Raw genomic sequence first — 22,935 nt, 5'->3', positions numbered from 1 at the left:
ATTATTTTAAAGAAGATGAGAAAGGGGTGGCGGTAATGTGTAAAGCGATGGAAGATATGAGAAATGAAAGCAGTCCATATAGCCCGTTTAATGCTGGATGGTGGCAAACTCAGTTATGAAGATATTGCAGCATACACAGAGCTAACCATAGAGGAAGTCGAAAAGATAGCTTCAGAGAAGAAAAGTGCATAATTGTAAGGCAGTTTAATACCGATACAGCTTAGAAAATAGAAACCGCAGGAATTTTCACCTGCGGTTTTTCTCTGCCCTGCTATATACAGAAATACCGCCATAGAAATATTGCTATACTATGACGGTATTACAAATCTTTTTCATCTTTAAAAGCGAACACATCATTGGGTGTACAGTTAAGAATATTGCACAGTTTTTCAACGGTAAGGATTGTGATGTTCTGATTTTTCCGGAGCTGATCGAGGGTGTGCTTGTCAATTCCTTTGTTAATCAGGGCATATTGGGAAATGTGGCGTTTTTTCATGGTTTCCCATAATGGACTATAGTCAATCAAGGTATCCCCGCCTTTCTTTGCTTTTTGGCATAAAATACCATTAATTTTAATTATAATTGTCGAATAAAATAAAAAATATGGTGGACATCTTCACCATAAGAGATATAATTTGGTTGAGGGATATGTAAAATAAAGGAAAATAAAGTCGGGTAATGTAAGAATTGATTGATGGGTGCATGTGGGAGGAGAGTTATATAAGTGAATATTGAAAAGTTTTACTACGATGAACAGACAGAAATGTATGAGCAGATGAAGAAGGAACAGGATGAGCATGAACAGTCACTTTCGGTAGAGGAAAGGGAAAAAGAACATCAAAAATTATTCCAGGAAGCAAGAACGATTATGGAAAAAGCAGAGCGTAAAAAGAAAGAAGAATATCAGATCATCAATCCTGTAAAATATCAGAGATTTATATATCTGTCAGAACGGGCAATACAGTTTTCAAAAATCTCAGGATGTAATATTAAGATTCAGACATTTCCAGACATGTCTGCACTTATTAAAATGCAGACGGGATATATCTGGTTGCTGAGTGATGGTGAATCAGCACTGGAAGATAAGGAAACAATGAAGAATTTGTTAAATGAAGCGGACTGGGTAGGTATTGGCAGCAAAAAACATGGAGAAAAAGATGTCGTTGAATTGGAATTTTGGTTTGAACTGGCAGAAAAGTTAAAAAAGTAAATGAAGATGAAATGACTATTCCACATATATCGTTACTGTGATAAAATGTGAGAAAAATATATATCAACATATGAAAAACGGAGGAGAGAGTTATGTTCGATACCATTCATCATATTGCAATCATTGGAAGCGATTATGAAAAATCAAAACATTTTTATGTGAATCTTCTTGGATTTAAGGTGATCAGAGAGAATTATCGAAAAGAACGTGATGATTACAAGATTGATCTGGCATGTGGACCGCAGGAAATAGAACTTTTCATCATAAAAAATGCTCCAGCTCGTGTAAATTATCCGGAAGCATTGGGATTACGCCATCTGGCATTTAAAGTTGTGAATGTAGATGATACAGTAAAAGAATTGAATAGGAAAGGAATTGAAACAGAGCCGGTACGTTTGGATGATTACACAGGAAAGAAAATGACATTTTTCCATGATCCGGATGGACTGCCATTGGAAATTCATGAGTAGAAAAAAGCATAGGATAGAAAGAGACAGATGCAGGTAATGAAATATTCCCACATCTGTCTTTTTTGTGCAAAGATTTATTTATCGGAATGTCGTAGACAGTTTTTTATAAAGGCAGCAGCTTTTATCATTTGTTCTTTTTCTTCATCAGAACAGTCAGAGGATAATTCAAACCAAGTCTGATCAGCAGAAGAAAGAGAAAGTGCAGGTTTATCGGAATCTGCAGATAAAGCAGGACTGTCAGTATGGATACTGCTATTGTCATCCAATAATCTGTTCTGGATTTCTGATAGAGCTTTTTTACGATATTGAACATCCATGTCCTGGATACTTTCAACAGAAGCATGGTAATTGCTTAATATGTGATTGATGTATCCATTTTTAAAATGCAGAAAAAGAGTATCTTCAGATAGGTCCGCCAAATCCTTTGAGGTTGCAATTTCTAAATCTGCCTGTCCCTCCATTTGGAACAGAATAGAAAACAGATCGGATACAGACTGAATTTCAAAATCCATAAAGAGATTTACACTGATACCTAACGCATCTGCAATTTTTGAAAGTTGTTCATATTTCGGATTACGTTCATTGGCTTCGTATTTGCGGAGTGTACTGAAACTGATCTCGGCATCCTGTGCAAGTTGTTCCTGTGTCATGTTACGAGCCAGACGAAAATACTTGATTATTTCTCCTGTATTCATAGGCAAAGTCCTCCAATAGCAAAAGTATATCACATTTTTAAACGAAAGTGCCACAAAAGTTTTGATAAAAATATTGACAGATACAAATGTGACATATATAATGATAACAGATACAAAAGTAACACATAACTTACATAACAGACACAAAAGTACAAGTAAACTTATACATAACTGTCATAAGAAATATGAAAAAAGATGCAGAAAGTCAAACGGTTTGAAGTTAAGTAACAGTTAAGTATAAGATGATCAGGAAAGGATGGAATAGGATATGGCAGAAATAATTATGGGAATTGATCATGGAAACGGAAATATGAAAGGGGTACATGTAAACTTTCCATGTGGTCTGGTAAGATATACTTCTAAACCAGGACGATTTATGAATGAGGATATTCTGGAATACAACGGTGTGTATTATACGTTATCAGAAACAAGGATGCCATTCAAAGCAGATAAGACAGTGGATGAAGATTACTTTATACTAACTTTGTTTTCACTGGCTTTGGAAGCAAAGGAAAGAGGAATCACTTTATCCGGCAAAGATATTGTACTGGGAGTTGGATTGCCGCCTGCAGACTTTGGACAGCAGGCTCCGGGATTCAAAAAATATTTTACGGAACATTCAAAACATGGAATTTCTTTCCGATTCAATGGAAAGCCGGTAAATTGTTACCTGAAAGATGTTTTGGTAAGTCCTCAGAATTTTGCGGCAGTCATGTGCTATAAAGCAAGCCTGTTCCGACAGTACCGGACGGTCAACTGCATTGATATTGGAGACGGAACCGTAGATTTACTGGTAATCCGAAAAGGACAGCCGGATTTGTCAGTTCGTGTCAGTGACAGATCTGGAATGGCAATTCTCCGTTCAGAAATTTCTAATTCCATTCAGCAGAATTACGGTATTCATCTGGAGTCCTCAGATGTAGAGCAGGTATTAATGCAGGAAGCAACGATTCTGGATGAAGAAGTGGTAAGAGAGATTCAGAAAATGGCAGGAGACTGGATGCAGAGAATTATCAATAAACTCCATGCGTATGTACCAGATTTCCGAACTAATCCGGCAGTATTTCTTGGTGGAGGTAGCCTGTTACTGAAACAGCAGATTGAAAAATCTTCTGATTTTAAATATATAGAGTTTATCGAGGACATTCGGGCAAATGCGGTAGGATATGAGAAAATGACAGCATTACACATCCAGAAGAGACAGGGGGTGTAATGCGTGGGAGAGATAAGGGTTGTATTGATATTTAATGAAGATAATGAACGGCAGAAAGAAATCGGAAGGTATCTGAAATCACAGAAAAGGTGCAAAACAGCACTGATTACAGAACTGGTTTATGCGTGGCTGCATAAAGAAAATATACCCGTTTCTTCCTATAATAATGCAAATGTCAGTGTGGAGGAATTAAAACAGCAGTTGTTGCAGGATACGGATTTTATACAGCAGATAAAAAAGAGTGTAGTCATTGAAGAAGATGCAGGGGAAGTAATGGAAGAAAGGCAGAGTGATGGACTGGATATGGATGAAGGGATGCTGATGGCAGGGTTGTCGATATTTGAGAATGGATTTTAGAAGATACCGCTGAACAAAGGAAAAAGAATGTTCGGCGGTATTTTTTCTTTTTGGTCATAGAATAGTATGGTAAAATACTTTTAGAAAAAAAGAAATGGGGGAATACGATGATAAGAGGTTTATTCTGTGGAGTTAGTGAGTATAGAGCAAATCAACAGTTACCATATTGCATAAATGATGCAAAGAAAATGAAAGAAGTATTTACGGAAAATCTTGTATGTTCAGATGATTCGATAGTAGTGTTAGCCCAAGATGGTCGTATTGAAAATTCAGAATACATTAGAGAATTAGTGAGATTTAGTGAAAACTGTATGGAAGAAGATATAGCAGTTGTCTATTATTCAGGACATGGAGGAATAGATGAGAGAGGAGATAATTATTTATATGCAACAAACACATTTGATGGAAATGATATGACCTGCGTTTATTTTGATGTTATTATTGAGCATTTGAAAAAATCAAAGGCGAAAAGTAAATTGGTAATCATAGATTGCTGTCATGCAGATAGCAATTATGGTTCAGAAAAGCAAAAATTTGATACAGATAAAGCTATTAAGGATATATATCAATCAGGAATAACAGCAGTATTTTCATGTAGAAAAGATCAAGAGTCTCACCCATACTATGATAATGAAATAAGTGCTTTCACACAGTTTTTTTGTGATGCAGTTAGATATAAAAAGTCATATCAACCGGAAGGTTTATATCTGAGTGATTTAAAAATTACTTTAGATGCTTATGCCAGAGTATGGAATATAAAAAATGAATCTATGCAACAAGTACCTGTATTGCGCTCTAATATGATAGGAACTGTTGTGTTTCCATTGAAATATCCACCTAAAATAAGTGAAAGAAAAAAAAGAGGGTTCGTGTTTGACGATTTTGATGCGTTGGATTTTCAATGGCAGGTTAAAAAACCAAAAGAAATTGAACATTATCAGAAAGTATATAGAGCTGAAGTGGTGGCAAAGGTCGATATAGATGATGAAAATATAGCTGCTTTTTTGCAAAATGTAATAAATAAATTGAAAGCAATAAAGATACAACCTGAAACACAAAGACAGTGGATAACCCAGGAACAACCTGTAGATGTGGTTCAAATATGGATTGCGAAAGATTATCTTGATGTAAGCGATATTAAAAATTTTGCTTATCAGGCTTATTGGGAAAATGATGATATTTTGTATTGGTGCAAGCAATTAGGAACCTCAAGAGTTCAGATTGCAAATATGGCATATAGAAAAAATACAGATTATGAAAGACAACGAAAAGATAGAGAAAAATATGTTTTACCAGATGATTTAATTAAAGAATTTTGGAAAACAAATTTAAAGAAATTAATTGTTGAAACAGAATCTGTTATTTATGCGTATTCTAATTTTTATCTAAATAAAGAGCTATCTTATGAAGATTTGAGGAAAAAGGCGAGGGACGCATATTCTAAGTTGAATGATGTTTATAGAACTGTTGTTGAAGAGTGGTTTCCATTAACAGACAGTGATTTGAAAGATTATTCAAAACAAAGCTATGATTTAGCAATAGATATACAAGAACTTTTATTTCTTTTGAATTCAGATAAAGGAGAAGAGTGGGCAATAAGTAATTTCAAGTTGAAATTAATAAAATATTATAGATCTATGGAAGCATGGAAAGAAGCAACTGATAAACTGGAATAACAAGAGGAAGCTAGATAGGAGTATAACAAGAGTGCAGGGACATGAAAATTCCTGCATTTTTGCTATTTTCAGATATTTTTCATCAAGACCGCAACACCGCAAGACCGCAATGTTGCAAAATAAAACTGCCGGATTCATCGGTTCCGACAGTTATTTGTCATGTGTATCATCATCTGTAAAAGTTAAAATGTCATTGGGGGTACAAGATAAGATCCGGCAAAGTTTTTCAATAGTAGATGCGGTAATATTCTGGTTATTCCGGAGTTGCTGCATAGTTCGGTAGTCGATGCCATTGTTGACGAGATAATATTGAGATATATTTCGTTTTTCCATTGTAATCCATAACGGACTATAATCAATCACATTGTTCCCGCCCTTCTAATTTATTTCCTGATTGTTTAATTATAAGTAGGGGAAAATGCAAAAATATAGTGAATAAATTCACTAGATAATATATAATTGGAAACATAAAAAGAGAAAGCAGTATTTATGGATTAAAAATATTATAAAGCATTGTTAAGTGGAAATTCGTCTGGTTCTCGAAAGAGGAACCGCAGTTCCCCAAACGAGAACTATAAATTGATAGAATATACTAAAATACTGTAAAATCAAAAATTTTCATAGTGCATAGAAAGGTAAGATGCACATGATGGAATCATTAGGAAATAGATTAAAGCAATTAAGACAAAACAATCGCTTGCGGCAAGATCAGGTAGCAAGCTTGGTTGGAGTAAATAAAAATACAATGTGTTCCTATGAAAATGATGTCAGACAGCCTTCTTATGAAATTTTGGTCAGATTAGCTACAATTTATAGAGTGAGTACCGACTATCTGTTGGGGTGTGAAAGTAAAAGAACGGTTGACGTATCTGGTCTTACACCAAAAGAAATACAAACAATTACAGAACTGGTTGCAGATATGACGGAGAAAAATAAAAAGCTGGAAGGGTTATAGATGGCTCAAAATGAAAAGGAACAAAATGATTATAGAATTACATATTATAATGCAGTGTCATCAAAAGAAGTTGATTGGTTATGGTATCCGTATATTCCCTATGGAAAGATAACGATATTGCAAGGAGATCCAGGAGAAGGCAAATCGACCATGATGATGCAGCTTGCGGCACTTATTACAACTGGAAAAGCTATGCCAGATGGAAGCGGAGATAAAATACCGGGAAACGTAATTTATCAGGCGGCAGAAGATGGAATTGAAGATACAATCAAGCCACGATTGGAAGCGGCAGGTGCAGATTGTAGTAGAATTGCATTTTTGGAACAGCCGGATGAAGAACCAATATTACTAAATGACACAAGATTGGCACAAGCGATTGAAGGTACACAGGCGAAATTATTGGTTATTGATCCACTTCAAGCCTACTTGAGAATGGATAGTGAAATACAACGTACAAATTCGGTGCGTTCTGTTCTTACAAATCTTGCAAAAGTTGCAGAACGGACTGGATGTGCAGTTGTGCTGATTGGACACATGAATAAAAGCAATCGGACAAAAGGCATATATCGAGGACTTGGAAGTATAGATATAGCTGCAGTAGCAAGGAGTATTTTATTAGTAGGAAGGGATAGAAATATTCCGCATTATCGTGTAATGCTTCAGATAAAAAATAATCTGGCACCAGAAGGAAAGGCATATGTATTTGAACTACATCCGGATTTAGGATTTCGGTGGATAGGGCAGGAGGAATATGAGGTAGAAGATCTTTTGTCTCATAAATCAAAAACAGATAGTAAACTGGACAAAGCAAAGGATTATCTGCAATTACTGCTAAGTGGAACAGATATGGCATGTGCAGATATATTTGATAAAATGCGTGCAAATGGTATTGGTAAACGTACTGTGGAGCAGGCAAAAAAAGATATGGGGATTATATCCTATAAATTGGGAGATAAATGGTATTGGCAGTTAAATGGGAGTGATGCATCAGGTGAGCGGATATGAAAAAGAAATAAAGAAACAGGAAGAACAAAAGAATAAGATTCGTGAAAGATATAAGGGTGTTGACCGAAATGAATTGGAATTCATTCCAGCAAAACCAAGAGAAAAGTTGTTTGAGGATACAGCAGAGAAAAGGGTTTGTGCCTATTGCCGTGTTTCTACTGATGATGTTAATCAGACTTCTTCTTATGAGCTGCAGAAGAATCATTATGAAGATATGATTAAAGAACATCAAGGATGGGAGCTGGTAGGAATTTATGCTGATGAAGGAATATCCGGTACATCTTTACAGCATAGAGACGAGTTCAATCGGATGATAGAAGATTGTAAAGCTGGAAAAATAGATCTGATTGTTACCAAAAGTGTTTCCAGATTTGCCAGAAATATAGTGGATTGTATTGCAAAGGTTCGTGAACTTGGAAATATGCGACCAAAAGTGGGTGTGTTTTTTGAAACAGAACATATTTACACATTGGATAATACCAGTGAAATGATGCTGGCAGTATTATCCGCAGCTGCACAGGAAGAGTCTCATACGAAGAGTGAGATTATGAATATTTCCATAGAACAACGTTTTTCCAGGGGCATATTTCTTACACCAAAATTATTGGGATATGATGTGGATGAGGATGGTAATCTGGTAATTAATAAAGAAGAGGCAGAAACAGTGCGTTTATGCTATTATTTGTTTCTTAACGGTTTCCCAACTGCGGAAATTGCAGAAATACTGATGCAATTAAAACGGAAAACGAAACTTGGAAATACCAAATGGTCAAGTGGTACTGTGGGAAGTTTATTGAGAAATGAGAGATATTGTGGAGATGTACTTTCCAGAAAGACATTTACGCCTAATTATCTTGATCATAAATCAAAAAAGAATCGTCATGATCGGAACCAGTACCGACAAACAGATCACCATGAGGCTATTGTTGACAGGGATATTTATAATGCGGCACAGAAGATGTTGACAGTAACAAAGTATGCGAAAAAAGGCTTTCCATTTCCTAATCTCAAGGTAGTAGATGGTGGAGCGTTAAAAGGTTTTGTGTCGGTTAATCGGTCTTGGACAGGATTTACAGTAGAAGATTATAAAAAAGCAAGTCAGAGCGTGTATTCTGATCAGAATAGTATACAAGATATTGAAGAATCAAAAGAAGAAAAGAAAGACGGAGGATTTGATTTATCTGGATACGAGATTGTTCGGGCACAGTTCTTTTCTACAAGGTTGAATCCAGCCATGACAATTTCAGAAGGACGTATTACCTTTAACACTGCCTGTTTGAAGAAATTTGAAGATGTGGAATATGTAGAAATTCTTTTTAATTCAATAGAAAGATGTATCGCTGTAAGACCCTGCGATAAAGATAACATCAATGCCGTAAAATGGGGAACGATACGAAATGGTAAATGGGCAGTCCTGCCTAAAAGCTGCCGGGGATTCTCAGAACCACTATTTGAATTAATGGACTGGAATAATGAGTGTAAATATCGTTTTAGAGGTCAATATTCAAAGGAAGATAACGAACAGATCTTATTGTTTGACCTGGAAGAACCAGAAGTGATTAAACATGAGATAATTCAAGAGGATTTACCTGATACAGATACGACTGAAACGGAAGAGAATACCGTAGATACATCTAAAAATAAAACAAAGAAGATTGTCAGAACACTTTTCCCGAAGCAGTGGCAGAATCATTTTGGCGATAGTTCAGAAGATGTTCTTCTTTTACATAGAGTTAAGTATTATGGAAATTGGGATGTGCTGCGTCCAGCTAAAATAGTAGAAGGTTTGGAACCTATATCAGAAAATTTATTGGATAAGCTGAATGAAGAAGCGCAGAACATGATAGAAAAGATGAGGTGTGCAGTATGAGTGAAATGATGATAAATCAGACTATTGAGAACACAGAAAATATAGATCAGAAAGCACTGGAACTGGCACAAGATTTTAGTTATGATGGTTACCAGGTTGTAAGAAGGGAACTTTTTGCACATTTGCGGGAGCCAGCCGTTGTAATCCGAAGAGATAGTGTGACATTTAATACTGCCTGCATTGCCGGTTTAGAGGATGCAGTTTATATACAGATTCTTGTTAACCAGGATAATAAGCGAATGGTAGTGCGGAAATGCGAAGAAAACGACAAAGATGCTTTGAGATGGTGTATTGAAAAACCTGATAAGAGAAAAAGTAGAAAAATGTCAAATAAATTATTTTCAGCAATGATGTATGACATGATGGGGTGGAATACAGACTGCCGATATAAGATTTTGGGGCATAAAATAACACATGAAGATGAAACTATGTATATTTTTGATCTGCTGGAAACAGAGATATTCATGGATACAAAAAGAAAGAAAAAAGCAAATCCGGATTCGTTGGAGAAAAAGGAAGAATTAGTTACTGCAGAAACAGATCAGACACCGGAGCAGAATCAGGAAGAGATAGCAGCAAAAGTGGCGAGAAAGTTGAACAGAATACCATTTTATCCTAAAGATTGGAAGGATTCTTTTGGCTTATCAGTAGAAGAACATAAAAAGGCACTGGAAACTAATTTAACAGACGGCTATATAGAATTTTCAGCAACAAGGTGATAGGAGAAAGTGCGCTCATTTGGAAGGGAGGAGTGCAGATGCCGAAAACCACAGTAAATATCACAGGGGTATCTCTGTGCCAAAAAAAAGGAATAATACGAATATTTCGATCAACGATAAAAGAATTGGGTGATCCGAGGTATATTCGCTTCTTATTTAATCCGGAGAAAAGAACTTTAGCAGTTCAGTCTGTCAGCCGAAAAGAAGCGGAGTGTTTTCGTGTGCCTAAATATAATCCTAAAGACTGGGATTTTAAAATTTATAGTATTCAAATGCTGAGGATAATCTGGAGAGTTTGTGAGTGGAATAAAAATGACACGTATCGAATAGCAGGAACGCATTATCCAGAATATAATCTGGTGGAATTTAATTTGAATCAGGCTAGGATAGTGCAATTTGGAGAAATAGAGTAGAGATAGAATCGAAGAGTTTGGGACTTCTGAGAAATCAGGGGTTCTTTTTTTGTGCTTATTTTGAGGGTAAGTTGATAATACTGTGCTTTATGAGATATTTTTGAAAAAAAGTTGTTCCTGAGTTGACATAAGGAGGAGATATGAGTCTTGTAGGAACCAGACCGCCGACAATGGATGAGTGGGAGAAGCTTCCATGAGCTGATCAAGATCACGGTTGCAACTGTGATCACAGGTGTTCTGCATATTGTGGGTATCACGATCTTCTGGGGACGGATGCCGGCTTCCTATTATCTGATCGGTATCATGCTGCAGTTTTTCCTGACTGTAGGCGTACGTTTGCCTACGATGGAGATGCGGACCGCTGTCTCTGTGTGGATGAGAAGGGAAATGTGGTCAGCGGGGATTTTACGGTTTATATCCCGAAAACAGATCCACATTTTGCAACTTCTCTGGCAGTGATCCCGCTGCAGCTTCTGGGTTACTATGTCAGTGTAAATAAAGGTCTGGATGTGGATAAGCCGAGAAATCTTGCTAAGAGTGTTACCGTGGAATAAGGATATCTGTTTCATGGAAGGAACATTTTAGAGGCAGTTCCGTGACATCGTGAGAGCATAAAAGGATCATGATATCACGGAACTGTTTTTGCATTTGGCGATTTACGATATTTCTTGCTTTTATCAGTAAAAAAGCGTAAAATGATTAGGATATTTGAATCTGTACAGAGAGTGTCCATATGTAATATTCTCTGTACCATCAAAAATGGAGGATTGCATATGAGAAAAATGGGGAAACATATCCCAGGGCTGATCGTGACGCTTGTGGTTCTGATCACAGCAATCGTATTTGCGGTCATGCTTCTGAATATGAAGGTGATCCCGACGAAGTTCATTGCAGTGATCGGACTGGTAATGCTGGTCCTGATCGTGATCGTCGGGGCGCTTGTATGGAGTACGGATGGTAAGATAAGATTTGTAGTGGGAGTGATCCTGGCAGCAGTTTTTGCAGCAGTATTCATTCTCGGAAGTATGTATGTTTATAAGACACATTCCACACTGGCAGGGATCTCCGGTGTGAACACAGAGATTACGGAGGTCGGCATTTATGTCCGTGCAGATGATTCTGCAGATTCCATAGAGGCTACAGCAGATTATGTGTATGGTGTGCTGACAGATCTTGACAGAGCCAATTCGGACAAGGCTATCCAGGAAGTGGATTCCGAGACAGGCAAGACTGTGCAGGTCCAGGAGTATGCAGGACTTACAGAGCTGGTTGACGGTCTTCTGAACGGACAGACAGGTGCGATCGTGCTGAACAGCGCATATTTAAGTGTTATTGAAGAGATGGATGGATATTCCGATATTTCTTCCAGGATCAAAGAGCTGACCGTGAAGAAGGTGGAGACGACCATTGAGCCCCAGGAGACAGAGGCGAAGGCTGAAGAGCGTACCAATGACGGTTCTGTATATACCATCTTTATCAGTGGTATCGACAGCCGCAGCGGCCTTGTTGCAAAGAGCCGAAGCGATTCCAATATCATTGCTACGGTAAATACAGCTACCAGACAGGTGCTTCTGGTTTCCACACCTCGTGATTATTTTGTACCGCTTTCTATTTCAGGCGGACAGAGAGATAAGCTGACACATGCAGGTATCTATGGTATCAATGTATGTATGGATACTCTGGGAATGCTTTATAATGAGGATATCAACTATTATTTCCGTATCAACTTTGCGGGATTTGAGCAGCTGATCAATTCGCTTGGCGGAGTTACTGTTTATTCTGACTATGACTTTGATTCCAAGAATGAGACAGGATATCACTTCAATCAGGGAGAGAACTACCTGAACGGTGAGCAGGCTCTGGTATTCAGCCGTGAGCGTTATGCCTTTAAAGAGGGCGACCGTCAGCGTGGCAAGAACCAGATGGCAGTGATCAAGGGTGTGATCAACAAGGCTCTTTCACCGGAGCTTCTGAAGAATTATTCTTCTGTTCTTTCCAGCATCCAGGGATGCTTTGAGACCAATATCTCCTACGAGGAGATCGCCAGACTGCTCCAGCAGCAGTTGAACAACGGCGGTGACTGGAACATCGTAAGCTACAGTGTAAATGGTACCGGTGACACACAGAAGCCGTATTCTATGAGCCAGAAGGCTTACGTTATGATTCCGGATGAGTCTACCGTTCAGAAGGCGGAGGCCATGATGAAGAAGGTTCGTGACGGAGAGACTGTTTCCCAGGAGGAGGCAGACAGTGCAACATCAGCGGCAGCAACTACGGATAATGATGCACAGGCAGCTGCAGAGGGAAGTACAGCAGAAGCGCAGGGTGAGACTGCAGATGCCACACAGAATGGCACAGCAGATGCCCAGGCAGCAGACGGAACTGTTGCACAGCAGTAAGATAAAATTATTAAATTTTAGCATAAGAACAGCCGGGGAAGCGTAAAGCTTTCCACCGGCTGTTTTTTCATGAGAAACAGAACGAAAAAAATCCACCGGCGATCACCGATGGATTTTTTTTTACAGGATCTCTTTCAGATATCTTTCCAGGGCATCCTGCCATGTTGGAAGTGGCTGAAAGCCGTTTTTTACAAGCTTGGATTTATCCAGGCGGCTGTTGAATGGACGTACAGCCTTGGAAACGCCGTACTCTGCAGTTGTGACAGGAGATACCTCTACTTTTTCGTATTCCTTGTGGCCGAGGGCAGCAGCCTGGCGGAAGATCTCTTTAGTGAAATCATACCAGCTGATGAAGCCGCCTTCGTTGGTTGCGTGATAGTAGCCGTATTTCTCTGTCTCGACCATGTCTACCAGAAGACGTGCAAGGTCGTAGGTGTAGGTCGGAGTTCCGATCTGGTCACTGACTACGGTAAGCTTGTCATGGGTTTTTCCCAGATTTACCATGGTACGGATAAAGTTTTTGCCGTTTTTGCCGAATACCCATGCAATACGTACGATAAAGAATTTATCTACAGTGCCGGATACTGCCAGTTCACCGTCAAGCTTGGTCTGACCGTATACGTTCTGTGGAGCGTAGTCCTTGCAGTCCGGATCCCATGGTGTGGTTCCCTGGCCGTCAAAAACGTAGTCTGTGGAAATATACATCATCTTGATGCCAAGCTCCTTGCAGATGTCCGCAATGTTCTGTGTTCCTACAACATTGACAAGACGTACCTTCTCACGGTTTTCCTCGTCCTCTGCAGCGTCTACGGCTGTCCATGCGGCACAGTGTACCACTGCATCAGGCTTTACCTCACGGATGGTTTTTGCTACCGCTTCTTTATCTGTGATATCAAGCTGCACATAAGGCATGGTGGTAACCGGAGTACCATCTGCAATGCCGCTGTAGGAAGGTGCAATGTCGCTTCCTACGCCTTCATGTCCACGGCTGGACAGTTCATTCATCACGTCATGGCCAAGCTGGCCGCCAACGCCTGTTACGAAAAATTTCATGCTTTAACCTCCTCGCGGTTTCCATACATTTTTTCGTAGTAATTCTGGTACTCACCGGAGATGATGGTTTCCCACCATTCCTTGTTGTCAAGGTACCATTTGATGGTCTTTTTGATTCCGTCTGCAAATTTTGTCTCCGGAAGCCAGCCAAGTTCGTTATGGATCTTGGTCGGGTCGATGGCATAACGCATGTCGTGGCCTTTACGGTCAGCTACGTGTGTGATCAGGCTTTCCGGTTTTCCAAGTTCCTTGCAGATCAGTTTTACGATGTCGATGTTCTTCATCTCATTGTGTCCGCCTACGTTGTAAACCTCACCTACACGTCCTTTGTGGATGATCAGATCGATGGCACGGCAGTGATCCTCAACATAGAGCCAGTCACGGACATTTTCACCTTTTCCGTAAACTGGAAGTGGTTTGTCGTTCAGAGCGTTGGCGATCATCAGCGGGATCAGTTTTTCCGGGAAGTGATATGGGCCGTAGTTGTTAGAGCAGCGGCTGATGGTCACTGGCAGGCCGTAAGTTCTGTGATATGCCAGAACAAGAAGGTCTGCGCCTGCTTTGGAAGAGCTGTAAGGGCTGCTTGTGTGGATCGGAGTTTCCTCTGTGAAGAAAAGGTCCGGTCTGTCAAGCGGAAGATCTCCGTAAACCTCATCTGTGGAAACCTGATGATAGCGCTGAATTCCGTATTTACGGCAGGCATCCATAAGGACTGCAGTACCTTTGATGTTGGTGTCAAGGAATACTTCCGGGTTCTCGATGGAACGATCTACGTGGCTCTCCGCTGCGAAGTTTACCACGATGTCCGGATGCTCTTCCTCGAAAAGCTTGTAAACAGCGTCACGGTCTGTGATGCTCTCCTTTACAAAGCGGAAGTTCGGTTTGTCCATAACCGGTGCAAGAGTGGAAAGGTTTCCTGCGTAAGTCAGGCAGTCCAGGCATACGATACGATAGTCCGGATGAGCCTCCATCATATGAAAAATAAAGTTGCTTCCGATAAATCCGGCACCGCCGGTAACAATGATTGTCATAAAAAATCTCCTTTATAATATGAATGATTGATCTTATGCGGATTCCGTCGGAACGGAGCTCGCCGGTAAATACAGTGTTAAAAAACAGATCGGCTCAGTGAAGAGCGTCCAGATATTTTCCGTCCAGAACATCCTTGAGATACTGACCGTACTGGTTTTTCTTAAGGATTTCGTAAACCTTGAGCACGTCCTCCTTTGTGATCCAGCCGTTTAAGTAAGCAATCTCCTCAAGGCATGCGATCTTGCGGTGCTGATGCTGCTCCATGGTCTTTACGAAGTTGGTTGCCTCTACAAGGCTTTCGTGTGTACCGGTATCCAGCCATGTGAAGCCCTGGCCCAGAAGCTCGACGTTCAGCTGTCCCTTCTCAAGATAGATACGGTTCAGGTCTGTGATCTCAAGCTCGCCTCTTGCGCTTGGCTTCAGGTTCTTTGCGTACTCTACAACCTTGTTGTCGTAGAAGTAGAGACCGGTGACACAGTAGTTGCTCTTTGGCTTTTCCGGTTTCTCTTCAATGGAAACTGCTTTTCCGTTCTGGTCGAATTCTACGATACCGAAACGCTCCGGATCATCCACATAGTATCCGAAAACAGTGGCTCCTTTGCCTGTTTCTGCGTTGTTTACAGCAGCTTTCAGGCGCTTTTTGAGGCCATGTCCTGCGAAAATATTGTCACCAAGGACCATACATACAGTGTCGTTGCCGATGAATTCCTCACCAATAATGAATGCCTGGGCAAGTCCGTCCGGGCTTGGCTGTACAGCATAGGTGAGGTTGACACCAAACTGATGGCCGTCACCGAGAAGCTCCTCAAATCTCGGGGTATCCTGCGGTGTGGAGATGATCAGGATATCACGGATGCCTGCATTCATAAGAACAGACATAGGATAGTAGATCATCGGTTTGTCAAAGATCGGCAGAAGTTGTTTGGAGGTCACCATGGTAAGCGGGTAAAGACGTGTTCCGGAGCCTCCGGCTAAAATAATTCCTTTCATATGTTTTCTCCTTTGCGTGATGATGTGCAGCATAAGTCGTGCCTGCACATAACTTTGTTACTGTAACTGTATTATAAAAGGTGACGTAAGGTTATCTTCAAGCGCTTTTTTCATATTTTTTATTTTTGGCTATTTTTCACAAATAAATACGCCGGCGTCCTTGGTAATGCGGAAGCCTTTGGCAGTTTTTCTAGCAGTGTAGGCCCGGAATTCCTTGTAACGGTCCAGGATATACTGATTCTGGTTGCCGTGGCAGGAGAGAACGTAGGAGATCAGCGGCTCCGCATCCTGGACCAGAAGGCAGTCTTCATAAGAAAGCCAATGAGCCTTTGGGAAAAAAGGCTCCAGGATACTTTGACCGTTTTCACGTCCGAACCGTTCATAAAGCCGGTCTGCGGAAAGCACTATCCGTTCATCAAAATCCTGCACCAGCTGGCTGACCTCCTGCATATGTGCCTTTCCGTAAGCACTGCAGAGAAATCTTCCGCCGGGAGCGAGGACACGGCGAACTTCTTTCAGGACGGAGGGAATATCATCGCAGTAAAAAAGCACGTGATTGGCGATCACCAGATCAAAGCTTTCGTCCTTGCAGGGGATTTTTCTGCAGTCAAAGGCCCGGAACGCAAACCGGGTATCCGAGGAACCGATGGCTCGTCTGGCATCGCGGAGCATACCGTTGGAAATATCGGAAAGTGTGATGGAGATATCCTCCGGCAGAAGGGAAAGGTTGTCGGTCCATAACGTTCCGTCCCCGCAGCCCAGCTCCAGAATACGAAGACCGGGCGAGATCCGGCATTGCTCAAAGATCCAGGGAAACCATCCCTGTTTGTTCTGGGAGTACAGACTGTGGAGATTGATCCTGGAGGAAATGTTGGTGGCATTCTGATACTGATTCTTGAGGCTTTTTTCCATGCCGGTCAGGTGGATCAGGTTCAGCATCTGGCTCCAGTCAATGGTGTGCTGTTCATTTATCACCTGTGCGGTATCCTGGATCGCTTTTTCCACCAGCTGCATTTGTTCGATCCGGTCACGGACCAGACGAAGCTGGATATTCAGAGAATTCAGCATGAAATGATAATCGGAATCACCGATGGTCATTTCACGGATGTCATCCAGGGAAAAGCCCAGATATTTCAGAAGGAGGATCTGCTGAAGCCTTGCAAAATCCTCGTCTGTATAAAAACGTGCGCCGGATTCGGTGACGAGAGAGGGTTTCAGGATATCCTGTTTATCATAATAGCGGACAGTACGCAGAGTTACATGTGCCATGCGTGCAAATTCGCCGGAGGAATAGTAGCCGTCTTTTTTCATAAAAAATAGATTCCTTTCTGAGGAAATAATAAACATCCTGCAATAGAAGTCATAAAAGAATTATAATTCAGATTCGGAAGCCGTACAAGAGAAAAACAATATTGACAAAATTCTGCTGGTTTGTTAGTATATCGTTTCGAAAAAAAGGAACCCCGGAATCATATTTCCGGGATAAGCGTTCGATATAAAAAGGAGTAATTTTTATGCGAAACCGTACTCTGGATATGGTAAAGGCGATCTGTGCTTATGCAGTTGTGCTTCTTCACGTCCATTTTCCGGGAAATGCCGGGATCATAGCCAATGTACTTGCCAGATTTGCAGTACCTGTGTTTTTTATGGTTTCCGGATATTTCTGCTTCCGTGGTGACGATACGGAATTTGTAAGAACCGGGAAAAAAGTCCGGCATGTTCTTAAACTGATGCTTGTGGCATTTCCGGTCTGCTGTCTGTGGGAGCTGATCCAGAACCACATCGACGGAGCAAGCCAGAAGGAATGGCTGGAAGCCCTGGTTTCGGGGGAACATATTCGCCAGTTTCTTCTATATAATAACAGCTCTCAGGTGAAATGGCATCTGTGGTTTCTCCCGGCACTGCTCTATTGTTATCTTCTTTTTGCCCTGGCAGCAAGATTCCGGATTTGTAAGCAGGCATATGTTCTGATACCGGTGCTTCTTCTGATCCATTTCGGAATGGAGGAATTTTCGACCTTCCTGTTCCCGGAAAAGCATTTCCGTGTTATGCAGTTTCGAAACTATCTGTTTACCGGATTTCCGTTTTTTATGTTGGGACATCTGATACACAGACATCAGGAAAAGCTGGAAGCCTGGTTTGCCGGAAAAAAAGTGTTTCTTTTGTATGGCATGGCAGCTGGCGGCGGGATCGCAAGTCTGCTGGAATACCGGTATTTTGGCAAACTGGAATTGTTTCTGGGTTCAGTATTTATGGCTGTTGGCCTTTTTCTCATTGCGATCATGGGAAAAAATCGGAAAGTGCCCGAGCTTCCGGTAGCCATCGGTCAGAAATATGCATTTTTTATTTATCTGTTCCATCTCTGTGTGGCGGATATCCTGAAGGATGTGGCTGTGGCAGTTGGAATTGAGAAAAATCTTTTATATCTGTGGATGAGACCGGTGATGGTCTGTGTTTTTGTGACTGCTGTGGCGGTAATGTATGGATATGGAATGAGGATCTGCCGGAAATAGAGGAGTTTATGGTATTTTCATATTTATGCGCTGTGATTTTGTACTAAAATATGCTAAAATATCCTTTATTGATAAGTCACAGCACTCCCCCGGAGGATGTGGGGAAAGCGACTGGAATATCCTGCTTCAGGGTGAAAAATACTGAGACGTGAAAGAAAAAGGAGATTTTTATGGATTTACAAAACAGAGCGGAGGCCGGCGGTGACGGACACGATGAGAGTGTACTGAATCCGGAGATGCCCAACGAAACAGATCTGACGAAGAAGGAACGCCGCCGGATCGAAAAAGAGAAACTGAAGGGAATGGGAACAGGTAAGAAGATTCAGTATATCTGGATGTATTATAAGATACATATGCTGTGCGTGCTTCTTGCCATTGGCGGAGTCTGTCTGGGAGTGAATATTTATCGTCACGCACAGATGAAGACGGTGCTTTCCATTGCAGTGGTGAATGCAGGGGATTTTGACGCTGAGAAGGTGGAAGAGGATGCCCTGAAGACACTGGGAACAGAGGATAAATATGCAGAAGTCAGTGTGGCACAGAATCTGATGACGGACGAGACAGGAGAGGATTTCGATTATTATGCCAGGATCGCATATGTGACGGAAATCCAGAGTGCTACAGTTGATGTCCTGATCATGCCGAAGGAACTCTATGAACATGAGAAGGACAGCGGAATGTATGCAGATCTCAGGGAAACGTTTGGAGATGAGGTATTTGAGTCTTTGGGCGCTGTGGATGATCAGCATCTGGAGCTTGACGGCAGCAGTAGTATTGCTCAGGAATTTGGCCTGAGATATGATCCGGTGTGCATCTGCCTTCCGGGTAATGTGAAGAATAAAGATAATGCATTGAAATGGATCCAGTCTGTTCTGAAATGATGAATCCATATGTCTGGCTGAGTACAGAGATAAATAAGGCCTCCGGTTCGTAATACAGGAACCGGAGGCCTTATTATATATGAATATTACAGTGTATCGTTACGTTTGATGTAGCCGGGCTCATCTGCAGGACGGATGATCTCCTTGGCATGTGTGATCTTGGCATGCTTGTCTACGACCAGATTTTCGATATGGACATTTTCACCGATGGTGCAGTCTGCAAGAACTACACAGTTCTTGATAACAGCGCCCTTTTTGATGGTACAGCCACGTCCGACAATAGAATTCTCTACAGTTCCCTCGATCATGGAGCCGTTGGAGATAACGGAGTTGGAAACATTAGCTGTGTCAAAATAATGGGTCGGGCAGGAGTTATTGGTGCGTGTATAGATCGGCCAGTTATCATGGAAAAGATCTGTTGCAGTTTTGTAGTCGATCAGATCCATATTTGCATCGTGATAGCTCTTGAAATCAGTGATCGATGCAAAATATCCGCGATGAGATATACCACGCACATCCAGCTCACCGTCTCTGCAGCCGGCATTGATCACGTCTGCAAGGGTATAAAGAGAGGAAATCTCTTTTGCCTTATGGATGAGGCTGATGAAAAGCTCCTTGCTCATTACGTAGGTATCCATGAAAATGTTGCGGTTCTTTGCATTGCCGTGGTTGTGCTCAATGGAGAGAACACCCTTCTGACGGTTCAGGTTCAGGATGTGGCAGTTCAGATAGTTCTCCTTGGCATTATCAACGGAATGATAAAGCATGGTCACATCTGCACCGGATTCGATATGGGCATCGATCAGCTTGGAATAGTCGGTGGTGTAGATCATGTAATTCGGAGCGATAACAACATACGGATAATGAACTGCTTCGATGCACTCCAGATTGGAGTAGTAGTTGTCGATATCGGTGTTATAGATATCGTTGACTCCGAAATGCTCTGAAAAGAGGAGTTGGAGATTACCGCTCTTGGAGTTGATGTTATAGTGACGTCCGGTTCCGAGATGTTCTACAAGAGAACGGGGTTTGTTCTTTACATAGACCTGAATGTACTCAATTCCGCTGTTGGTCATATTTGAGATCGGGAAGTCGATGACACGATATCTTCCGAGAAATGAAAAGGCGCCGATCGCACGGTAGTCCTGAAGCCCCTCCACATGGATATTTCTTTCTGAGGAATTCACGATTCCAAATGCTTTAAACATATTACTCAGCCCCCTTTACACGTTTTGATACAAGTTCGATGTGCTCACTGTCCTTGGAACCGACACGAGCATTGGTACCGATCACGACTCCGTCTGCAACGAGAGCACGCTGGACAACGGCACCTGCTTCAACAACAACACCCGGCATCAGGACACTGTCGATGATCTTGGCACCAGGACCGACCTTGACACCTGTGAAAAGTACGGAGTTGGTGATCTCACCTTCTACAACACAGCCCTGAGTGATGAAAGCAGTGTTGATCACAGCTGTATCACAGATATACTGTGGAAGAGAGGTAGCATCCTCAGTGTAGATTTTCCAGGTAGGATCGTTAAGATCCAGTTCACTGTTTGGACTGAGAAGATCCATGTTTGCTTCCCAGAGAGAATCGATGGTTCCTACATCCTTCCAGTAGCCTTTGAACTTGTAGGCGTAGAGTGCCTTGTCCTGTGCAAGGAGTGTAGGGATGATGTCTTTACCGAAATCGTGATTGGAATCAGGATTCTTGATATCAGCCAGCAGGAGCTTGCGCAGAAGCTTCCAGTTGAATATGTAGATACCCATGGAGGCAAGATTGCTCTTCGGGTGTTCCGGTTTCTCCTCAAATTCCACGATGCGGTCATCTTCACCGGTGTTCATGATACCGAAACGGCTGGCTTCCTTCATGGGAACCTCGATAACTGCAATAGTCGCATCTGCCTTATGCTGGATATGGTCATCAAGCATCTTTGCATAATTCATCTTATAGATGTGGTCACCGGAAAGGATCAGAAGGTATTCCGGGTTCTGTGAGTCGATGAAATCAATATTCTGAGAGATCGCATCAGCTGTTCCACGGTATACATCCAGACCGGCATCAGCCTTCTCACGTGGAGGAAGTACATAAACTCCGCTGTCCTTGGCATCAAGGCCCCAGCGGCCACCGGCTGCTACATAGCTGTTCAGTAAAACTGATTCATACTGTGTCAGTACACCTACGACATCAATGCCGCTGTTGGCACAGTTACTGAGCGGAAAATCCACGATACGGTATTTACCGCCATAACCAACGGCTGGCTTGGCAACTTTATTCGTCAACTCGTGAAGACGACTTCCTCTTCCACCGGCCAGGATCATTGCTAACATACTGTTTTGTTTCATGGCGAATCCTCACTTTCATTTCTTGTTTACTGCCAGGTGTCTTTAACCATAAAAACAATAAACTTTGTTAATATTATACACCTTTTGAAAAAGAAAATCCAGTTTTTTGTGCAAAAAAACGTTATTTTTATATTGGGAAATTAGACGGATTTGGGAAAATTGATGGATGATCTGTCGAAAAAAAGAAACGCTTAAGAAGGTTCCGGGATGCTGAAAAAACAGTAACACTGAAAATAGCCGGATTTCGGATACATCGGCGAAGATTCTTGCGGAAAATGTGAAAGCAGTGTATTCTGTAAAAAAAGTCCGGAATACAGCGGAGAAAGGATATCGATATCAGACAGGGAGAAGACAGGATGAAAGAAGAAAGAATTTCCAACTATGTAAAACTATGTGAAGAGTGGGCACAACGCTTTTTGAAGATGGATCAGGCAGATCTGCATAAACGGGTGCCGGAACTGAAGGAAGAAAACGGGTTTCTCACGATCATTCATTTCGGAAGAAGATATGGGGTGAGTCTGGAAGACGGCAGTATCCGGAGCCTGGATGGACAGAGAGAACCGGATACTACGGAGATGCTGAATATTTATACGCTTCTGGGGTATGCGAAAGAGGGGGCTTTTATTATGGATAAGTGGGTCCCTTTTGCAGATCTCAGGAATGCAAGACCATTTGCGCCGGCGTATCAGATCGGAGAGACGGATGTGTTCAGTGCTACATTTTCCGGCCATGAAAAGGAATTGAGGGAGGCGTTTCAGAAGCTTGACGGCAGGGAACTGCCCCAGGGTGATGTGGGATATGAGATCAGGGCCTTTGACTGTATGCCTATGAGATTCTTTTTCTGGGAACGGGACGAGGAGTTTGAAGCACAGGGAAATATCCTGTTTGATTACAGTGCCACAGATTTCAATCATGTGGAGAGTGCGGTATCCATAGCAGATTCCGGGATCAAAAGGCTTGCGGAGCTTGCCGGGGTTCCGCTCAGGGGGAAATCTTTTCAGATGCGCTGATAACCGAAATATAATAAAACCAATATGAAAAATAAATAATACGAAAGATAATTGCAGTTATCAGAAAAATCGTATATAATGAAGGAATATTTAAGGATTTTGAGACAGTAACTGTCACGAAGGAT

The 22,935-nt window shown here is 41.5% G+C and carries 25 protein-coding genes; 16 read left to right on the top strand and 9 right to left on the bottom strand.

Annotated elements, in window-relative coordinates; translation table 11 throughout:
- Positions 1–63 precede the first annotated feature (63 nt).
- Positions 64–192, top strand: coding sequence for a hypothetical protein (locus tag NE638_RS18075; RefSeq protein WP_330597992.1), 129 nt, complete (start codon positions 64–66; stop codon positions 190–192).
- A gap of 127 nt (positions 193–319) precedes the next feature.
- Here the strand turns inward: NE638_RS18075 and NE638_RS18250 are convergent, their stop codons facing one another.
- Complete coding sequence (locus NE638_RS18250) at positions 320–496, bottom strand: helix-turn-helix domain-containing protein (protein WP_334298095.1); 177 nt, start codon at positions 494–496, stop codon at positions 320–322.
- Between the two features lie 228 nt (positions 497–724).
- On the opposite strand from NE638_RS18250, the gene NE638_RS11965 reads away from it, so the two are divergent.
- On the top strand, positions 725–1,210 hold the full coding sequence (locus tag NE638_RS11965) for a hypothetical protein (RefSeq protein WP_173706630.1): 486 nt from the start codon (positions 725–727) through the stop codon (positions 1,208–1,210).
- Between the two features lie 92 nt (positions 1,211–1,302).
- Positions 1,303–1,680, top strand: a complete 378-nt coding sequence (gene gloA2, locus NE638_RS11960; protein ID WP_173706631.1) for an SMU1112c/YaeR family gloxylase I-like metalloprotein — start codon at positions 1,303–1,305, stop codon at positions 1,678–1,680.
- A 74-nt stretch (positions 1,681–1,754) separates the two neighbouring features.
- On the opposite strand, the gene NE638_RS11955 is transcribed toward gloA2, so the two are convergent.
- Positions 1,755–2,375 (bottom strand): helix-turn-helix domain-containing protein, encoded by a 621-nt coding sequence (locus NE638_RS11955; protein WP_173706632.1) that lies wholly within the window; start codon positions 2,373–2,375, stop codon positions 1,755–1,757.
- Between the two features lie 268 nt (positions 2,376–2,643).
- Between NE638_RS11955 and NE638_RS11950 the strand changes: the two genes are divergently transcribed.
- The 3 genes from NE638_RS11950 to NE638_RS11940 all read left to right on the top strand — a co-directional run bounded on the left by NE638_RS11950 (position 2,644) and on the right by NE638_RS11940 (position 5,621).
- Positions 2,644–3,588: a ParM/StbA family protein gene (locus NE638_RS11950; protein WP_173706633.1), complete on the top strand. Its 945-nt coding sequence runs from the start codon at positions 2,644–2,646 to the stop codon at positions 3,586–3,588.
- Positions 3,589–3,591: 3 nt separating this feature from the next.
- Positions 3,592–3,945 carry a hypothetical protein gene (locus NE638_RS11945; RefSeq protein ID WP_173706634.1) on the top strand — a complete coding sequence of 118 codons (354 nt, stop codon included), beginning with the start codon at positions 3,592–3,594 and terminating at the stop codon, positions 3,943–3,945.
- 107 nt (positions 3,946–4,052) lie between these two features.
- The gene (locus NE638_RS11940; protein ID WP_173706635.1) at positions 4,053–5,621 is read left to right on the top strand and encodes a caspase family protein; all 1,569 of its coding nucleotides are present in this window, start codon (positions 4,053–4,055) and stop codon (positions 5,619–5,621) included.
- Between the two features lie 150 nt (positions 5,622–5,771).
- Here the strand turns inward: NE638_RS11940 and NE638_RS18245 are convergent, their stop codons facing one another.
- A complete protein-coding gene (locus NE638_RS18245) occupies positions 5,772–5,954 on the bottom strand; it encodes a helix-turn-helix domain-containing protein (RefSeq protein ID WP_180214205.1) in 183 nt (60 codons plus the stop codon).
- A 313-nt stretch (positions 5,955–6,267) separates the two neighbouring features.
- Between NE638_RS18245 and NE638_RS11930 the strand changes: the two genes are divergently transcribed.
- From NE638_RS11930 to NE638_RS11900, 7 genes are all read left to right on the top strand, one after another.
- A complete protein-coding gene (locus NE638_RS11930; protein ID WP_167338123.1) occupies positions 6,268–6,576 on the top strand; it encodes a helix-turn-helix domain-containing protein in 309 nt (102 codons plus the stop codon).
- Entirely contained in the window at positions 6,577–7,581 is a 1,005-nt protein-coding gene (locus NE638_RS11925; protein WP_173706636.1) for an AAA family ATPase, read from the top strand.
- Complete coding sequence (locus tag NE638_RS11920) at positions 7,568–9,451, top strand: recombinase family protein (RefSeq protein WP_173706637.1); 1,884 nt, start codon at positions 7,568–7,570, stop codon at positions 9,449–9,451. The genes NE638_RS11925 and NE638_RS11920 overlap by 14 nt, the downstream gene beginning before the upstream one ends.
- Entirely contained in the window at positions 9,448–10,170 is a 723-nt protein-coding gene (locus NE638_RS11915) for a hypothetical protein (RefSeq protein ID WP_118315255.1), read from the top strand. Before NE638_RS11920 ends, NE638_RS11915 begins: the two co-directional genes overlap by 4 nt.
- A 38-nt stretch (positions 10,171–10,208) precedes the next feature.
- Entirely contained in the window at positions 10,209–10,583 is a 375-nt protein-coding gene (locus NE638_RS11910; protein WP_173706638.1) for a hypothetical protein, read from the top strand.
- 174 nt (positions 10,584–10,757) lie between these two features.
- The gene (locus NE638_RS11905; protein WP_173746236.1) at positions 10,758–11,042 is read left to right on the top strand and encodes a hypothetical protein; all 285 of its coding nucleotides are present in this window, start codon (positions 10,758–10,760) and stop codon (positions 11,040–11,042) included.
- A gap of 314 nt (positions 11,043–11,356) precedes the next feature.
- Positions 11,357–12,982 (top strand): LCP family glycopolymer transferase, encoded by a 1,626-nt coding sequence (locus tag NE638_RS11900; protein ID WP_129975947.1) that lies wholly within the window; start codon positions 11,357–11,359, stop codon positions 12,980–12,982.
- Positions 12,983–13,102: 120 nt separating this feature from the next.
- On the opposite strand, the gene rfbD is transcribed toward NE638_RS11900, so the two are convergent.
- The 4 genes from rfbD to NE638_RS11880 form a co-directional block, all read right to left on the bottom strand.
- Entirely contained in the window at positions 13,103–14,035 is a 933-nt protein-coding gene (rfbD, locus tag NE638_RS11895) for a dTDP-4-dehydrorhamnose reductase (protein WP_173746264.1), read from the bottom strand.
- Entirely contained in the window at positions 14,032–15,066 is a 1,035-nt protein-coding gene (gene rfbB / locus NE638_RS11890; RefSeq protein ID WP_015525710.1) for a dTDP-glucose 4,6-dehydratase, read from the bottom strand. Before rfbB ends, rfbD begins: the two co-directional genes overlap by 4 nt.
- A gap of 94 nt (positions 15,067–15,160) precedes the next feature.
- The gene (gene rfbA, locus NE638_RS11885; protein WP_118170718.1) at positions 15,161–16,057 is read right to left on the bottom strand and encodes a glucose-1-phosphate thymidylyltransferase RfbA; all 897 of its coding nucleotides are present in this window, start codon (positions 16,055–16,057) and stop codon (positions 15,161–15,163) included.
- A 129-nt stretch (positions 16,058–16,186) separates the two neighbouring features.
- Entirely contained in the window at positions 16,187–17,368 is a 1,182-nt protein-coding gene (locus tag NE638_RS11880; RefSeq protein WP_173746262.1) for a MerR family transcriptional regulator, read from the bottom strand.
- A 203-nt stretch (positions 17,369–17,571) separates the two neighbouring features.
- Here NE638_RS11880 and NE638_RS11875 point away from each other — a divergent pair, with 203 nt between their 5' ends.
- Both NE638_RS11875 and NE638_RS11870 read left to right on the top strand, forming a co-directional pair.
- Complete coding sequence (locus tag NE638_RS11875) at positions 17,572–18,570, top strand: acyltransferase (protein ID WP_173746260.1); 999 nt, start codon at positions 17,572–17,574, stop codon at positions 18,568–18,570.
- Between the two features lie 170 nt (positions 18,571–18,740).
- Positions 18,741–19,451, top strand: a complete 711-nt coding sequence (locus NE638_RS11870; RefSeq protein ID WP_173746258.1) for a hypothetical protein — start codon at positions 18,741–18,743, stop codon at positions 19,449–19,451.
- Between the two features lie 86 nt (positions 19,452–19,537).
- Here the strand turns inward: NE638_RS11870 and glgD are convergent, their stop codons facing one another.
- Together glgD and NE638_RS11860 are read right to left on the bottom strand one after the other, a co-directional pair.
- Positions 19,538–20,659 carry a glucose-1-phosphate adenylyltransferase subunit GlgD gene (glgD, locus tag NE638_RS11865; RefSeq protein ID WP_118514924.1) on the bottom strand — a complete coding sequence of 374 codons (1,122 nt, stop codon included), beginning with the start codon at positions 20,657–20,659 and terminating at the stop codon, positions 19,538–19,540.
- A gap of 1 nt (position 20,660) precedes the next feature.
- Positions 20,661–21,800: a glucose-1-phosphate adenylyltransferase gene (locus NE638_RS11860; RefSeq protein WP_059086314.1), complete on the bottom strand. Its 1,140-nt coding sequence runs from the start codon at positions 21,798–21,800 to the stop codon at positions 20,661–20,663.
- A gap of 356 nt (positions 21,801–22,156) precedes the next feature.
- On the opposite strand from NE638_RS11860, the gene NE638_RS11855 reads away from it, so the two are divergent.
- Positions 22,157–22,810 carry a DUF3786 domain-containing protein gene (locus NE638_RS11855; protein WP_015525717.1) on the top strand — a complete coding sequence of 218 codons (654 nt, stop codon included), beginning with the start codon at positions 22,157–22,159 and terminating at the stop codon, positions 22,808–22,810.
- Positions 22,811–22,935 lie beyond the last annotated feature (125 nt).

This window comes from Blautia sp. MSK.18.38, assembly GCF_024460535.1.
Taxonomy (GTDB): Bacteria; Bacillota; Clostridia; order Lachnospirales; family Lachnospiraceae; genus Blautia_A; species Blautia_A fusiformis.
The sequence above is the reverse complement of the archived record's forward strand: the minus strand, read 5'-3'. Positions and strand labels throughout refer to the sequence as shown.

What these genes read in the sequence shown, in the direction of transcription:
- NE638_RS11905 (WP_173746236.1), top strand. Translation starts at nt 10,758, where the DNA reads ATGAGTGGGAGAAGCTTCCATGAGCTGATCAAGATCACGGTTGCAACT.
- rfbA (WP_118170718.1), bottom strand. Translation starts at nt 16,057, where the DNA reads ATGAAAGGAATTATTTTAGCCGGAGGCTCCGGAACACGTCTTTACCCG.
- NE638_RS11950 (WP_173706633.1), top strand. Translation starts at nt 2,644, where the DNA reads ATGGCAGAAATAATTATGGGAATTGATCATGGAAACGGAAATATGAAA.
- rfbB (WP_015525710.1), bottom strand. Translation starts at nt 15,066, where the DNA reads ATGACAATCATTGTTACCGGCGGTGCCGGATTTATCGGAAGCAACTTT.
- glgD (WP_118514924.1), bottom strand. Translation starts at nt 20,659, where the DNA reads ATGTTTAAAGCATTTGGAATCGTGAATTCCTCAGAAAGAAATATCCAT.
- NE638_RS18250 (WP_334298095.1), bottom strand. Translation starts at nt 496, where the DNA reads ATGAAAAAACGCCACATTTCCCAATATGCCCTGATTAACAAAGGAATT.
- NE638_RS11875 (WP_173746260.1), top strand. Translation starts at nt 17,572, where the DNA reads ATGCGAAACCGTACTCTGGATATGGTAAAGGCGATCTGTGCTTATGCA.
- NE638_RS11915 (WP_118315255.1), top strand. Translation starts at nt 9,448, where the DNA reads ATGAGTGAAATGATGATAAATCAGACTATTGAGAACACAGAAAATATA.
- gloA2 (WP_173706631.1), top strand. Translation starts at nt 1,303, where the DNA reads ATGTTCGATACCATTCATCATATTGCAATCATTGGAAGCGATTATGAA.
- NE638_RS11860 (WP_059086314.1), bottom strand. Translation starts at nt 21,800, where the DNA reads ATGAAACAAAACAGTATGTTAGCAATGATCCTGGCCGGTGGAAGAGGA.
- NE638_RS11880 (WP_173746262.1), bottom strand. Translation starts at nt 17,368, where the DNA reads ATGAAAAAAGACGGCTACTATTCCTCCGGCGAATTTGCACGCATGGCA.
- NE638_RS11855 (WP_015525717.1), top strand. Translation starts at nt 22,157, where the DNA reads ATGAAAGAAGAAAGAATTTCCAACTATGTAAAACTATGTGAAGAGTGG.
- rfbD (WP_173746264.1), bottom strand. Translation starts at nt 14,035, where the DNA reads ATGAAATTTTTCGTAACAGGCGTTGGCGGCCAGCTTGGCCATGACGTG.
- NE638_RS11925 (WP_173706636.1), top strand. Translation starts at nt 6,577, where the DNA reads ATGGCTCAAAATGAAAAGGAACAAAATGATTATAGAATTACATATTAT.
- NE638_RS18245 (WP_180214205.1), bottom strand. Translation starts at nt 5,954, where the DNA reads ATGGAAAAACGAAATATATCTCAATATTATCTCGTCAACAATGGCATC.
- NE638_RS11870 (WP_173746258.1), top strand. Translation starts at nt 18,741, where the DNA reads ATGGATTTACAAAACAGAGCGGAGGCCGGCGGTGACGGACACGATGAG.
- NE638_RS11940 (WP_173706635.1), top strand. Translation starts at nt 4,053, where the DNA reads ATGATAAGAGGTTTATTCTGTGGAGTTAGTGAGTATAGAGCAAATCAA.
- NE638_RS11900 (WP_129975947.1), top strand. Translation starts at nt 11,357, where the DNA reads ATGAGAAAAATGGGGAAACATATCCCAGGGCTGATCGTGACGCTTGTG.
- NE638_RS18075 (WP_330597992.1), top strand. Translation starts at nt 64, where the DNA reads ATGAAAGCAGTCCATATAGCCCGTTTAATGCTGGATGGTGGCAAACTC.
- NE638_RS11930 (WP_167338123.1), top strand. Translation starts at nt 6,268, where the DNA reads ATGATGGAATCATTAGGAAATAGATTAAAGCAATTAAGACAAAACAAT.
- NE638_RS11910 (WP_173706638.1), top strand. Translation starts at nt 10,209, where the DNA reads ATGCCGAAAACCACAGTAAATATCACAGGGGTATCTCTGTGCCAAAAA.
- NE638_RS11955 (WP_173706632.1), bottom strand. Translation starts at nt 2,375, where the DNA reads ATGAATACAGGAGAAATAATCAAGTATTTTCGTCTGGCTCGTAACATG.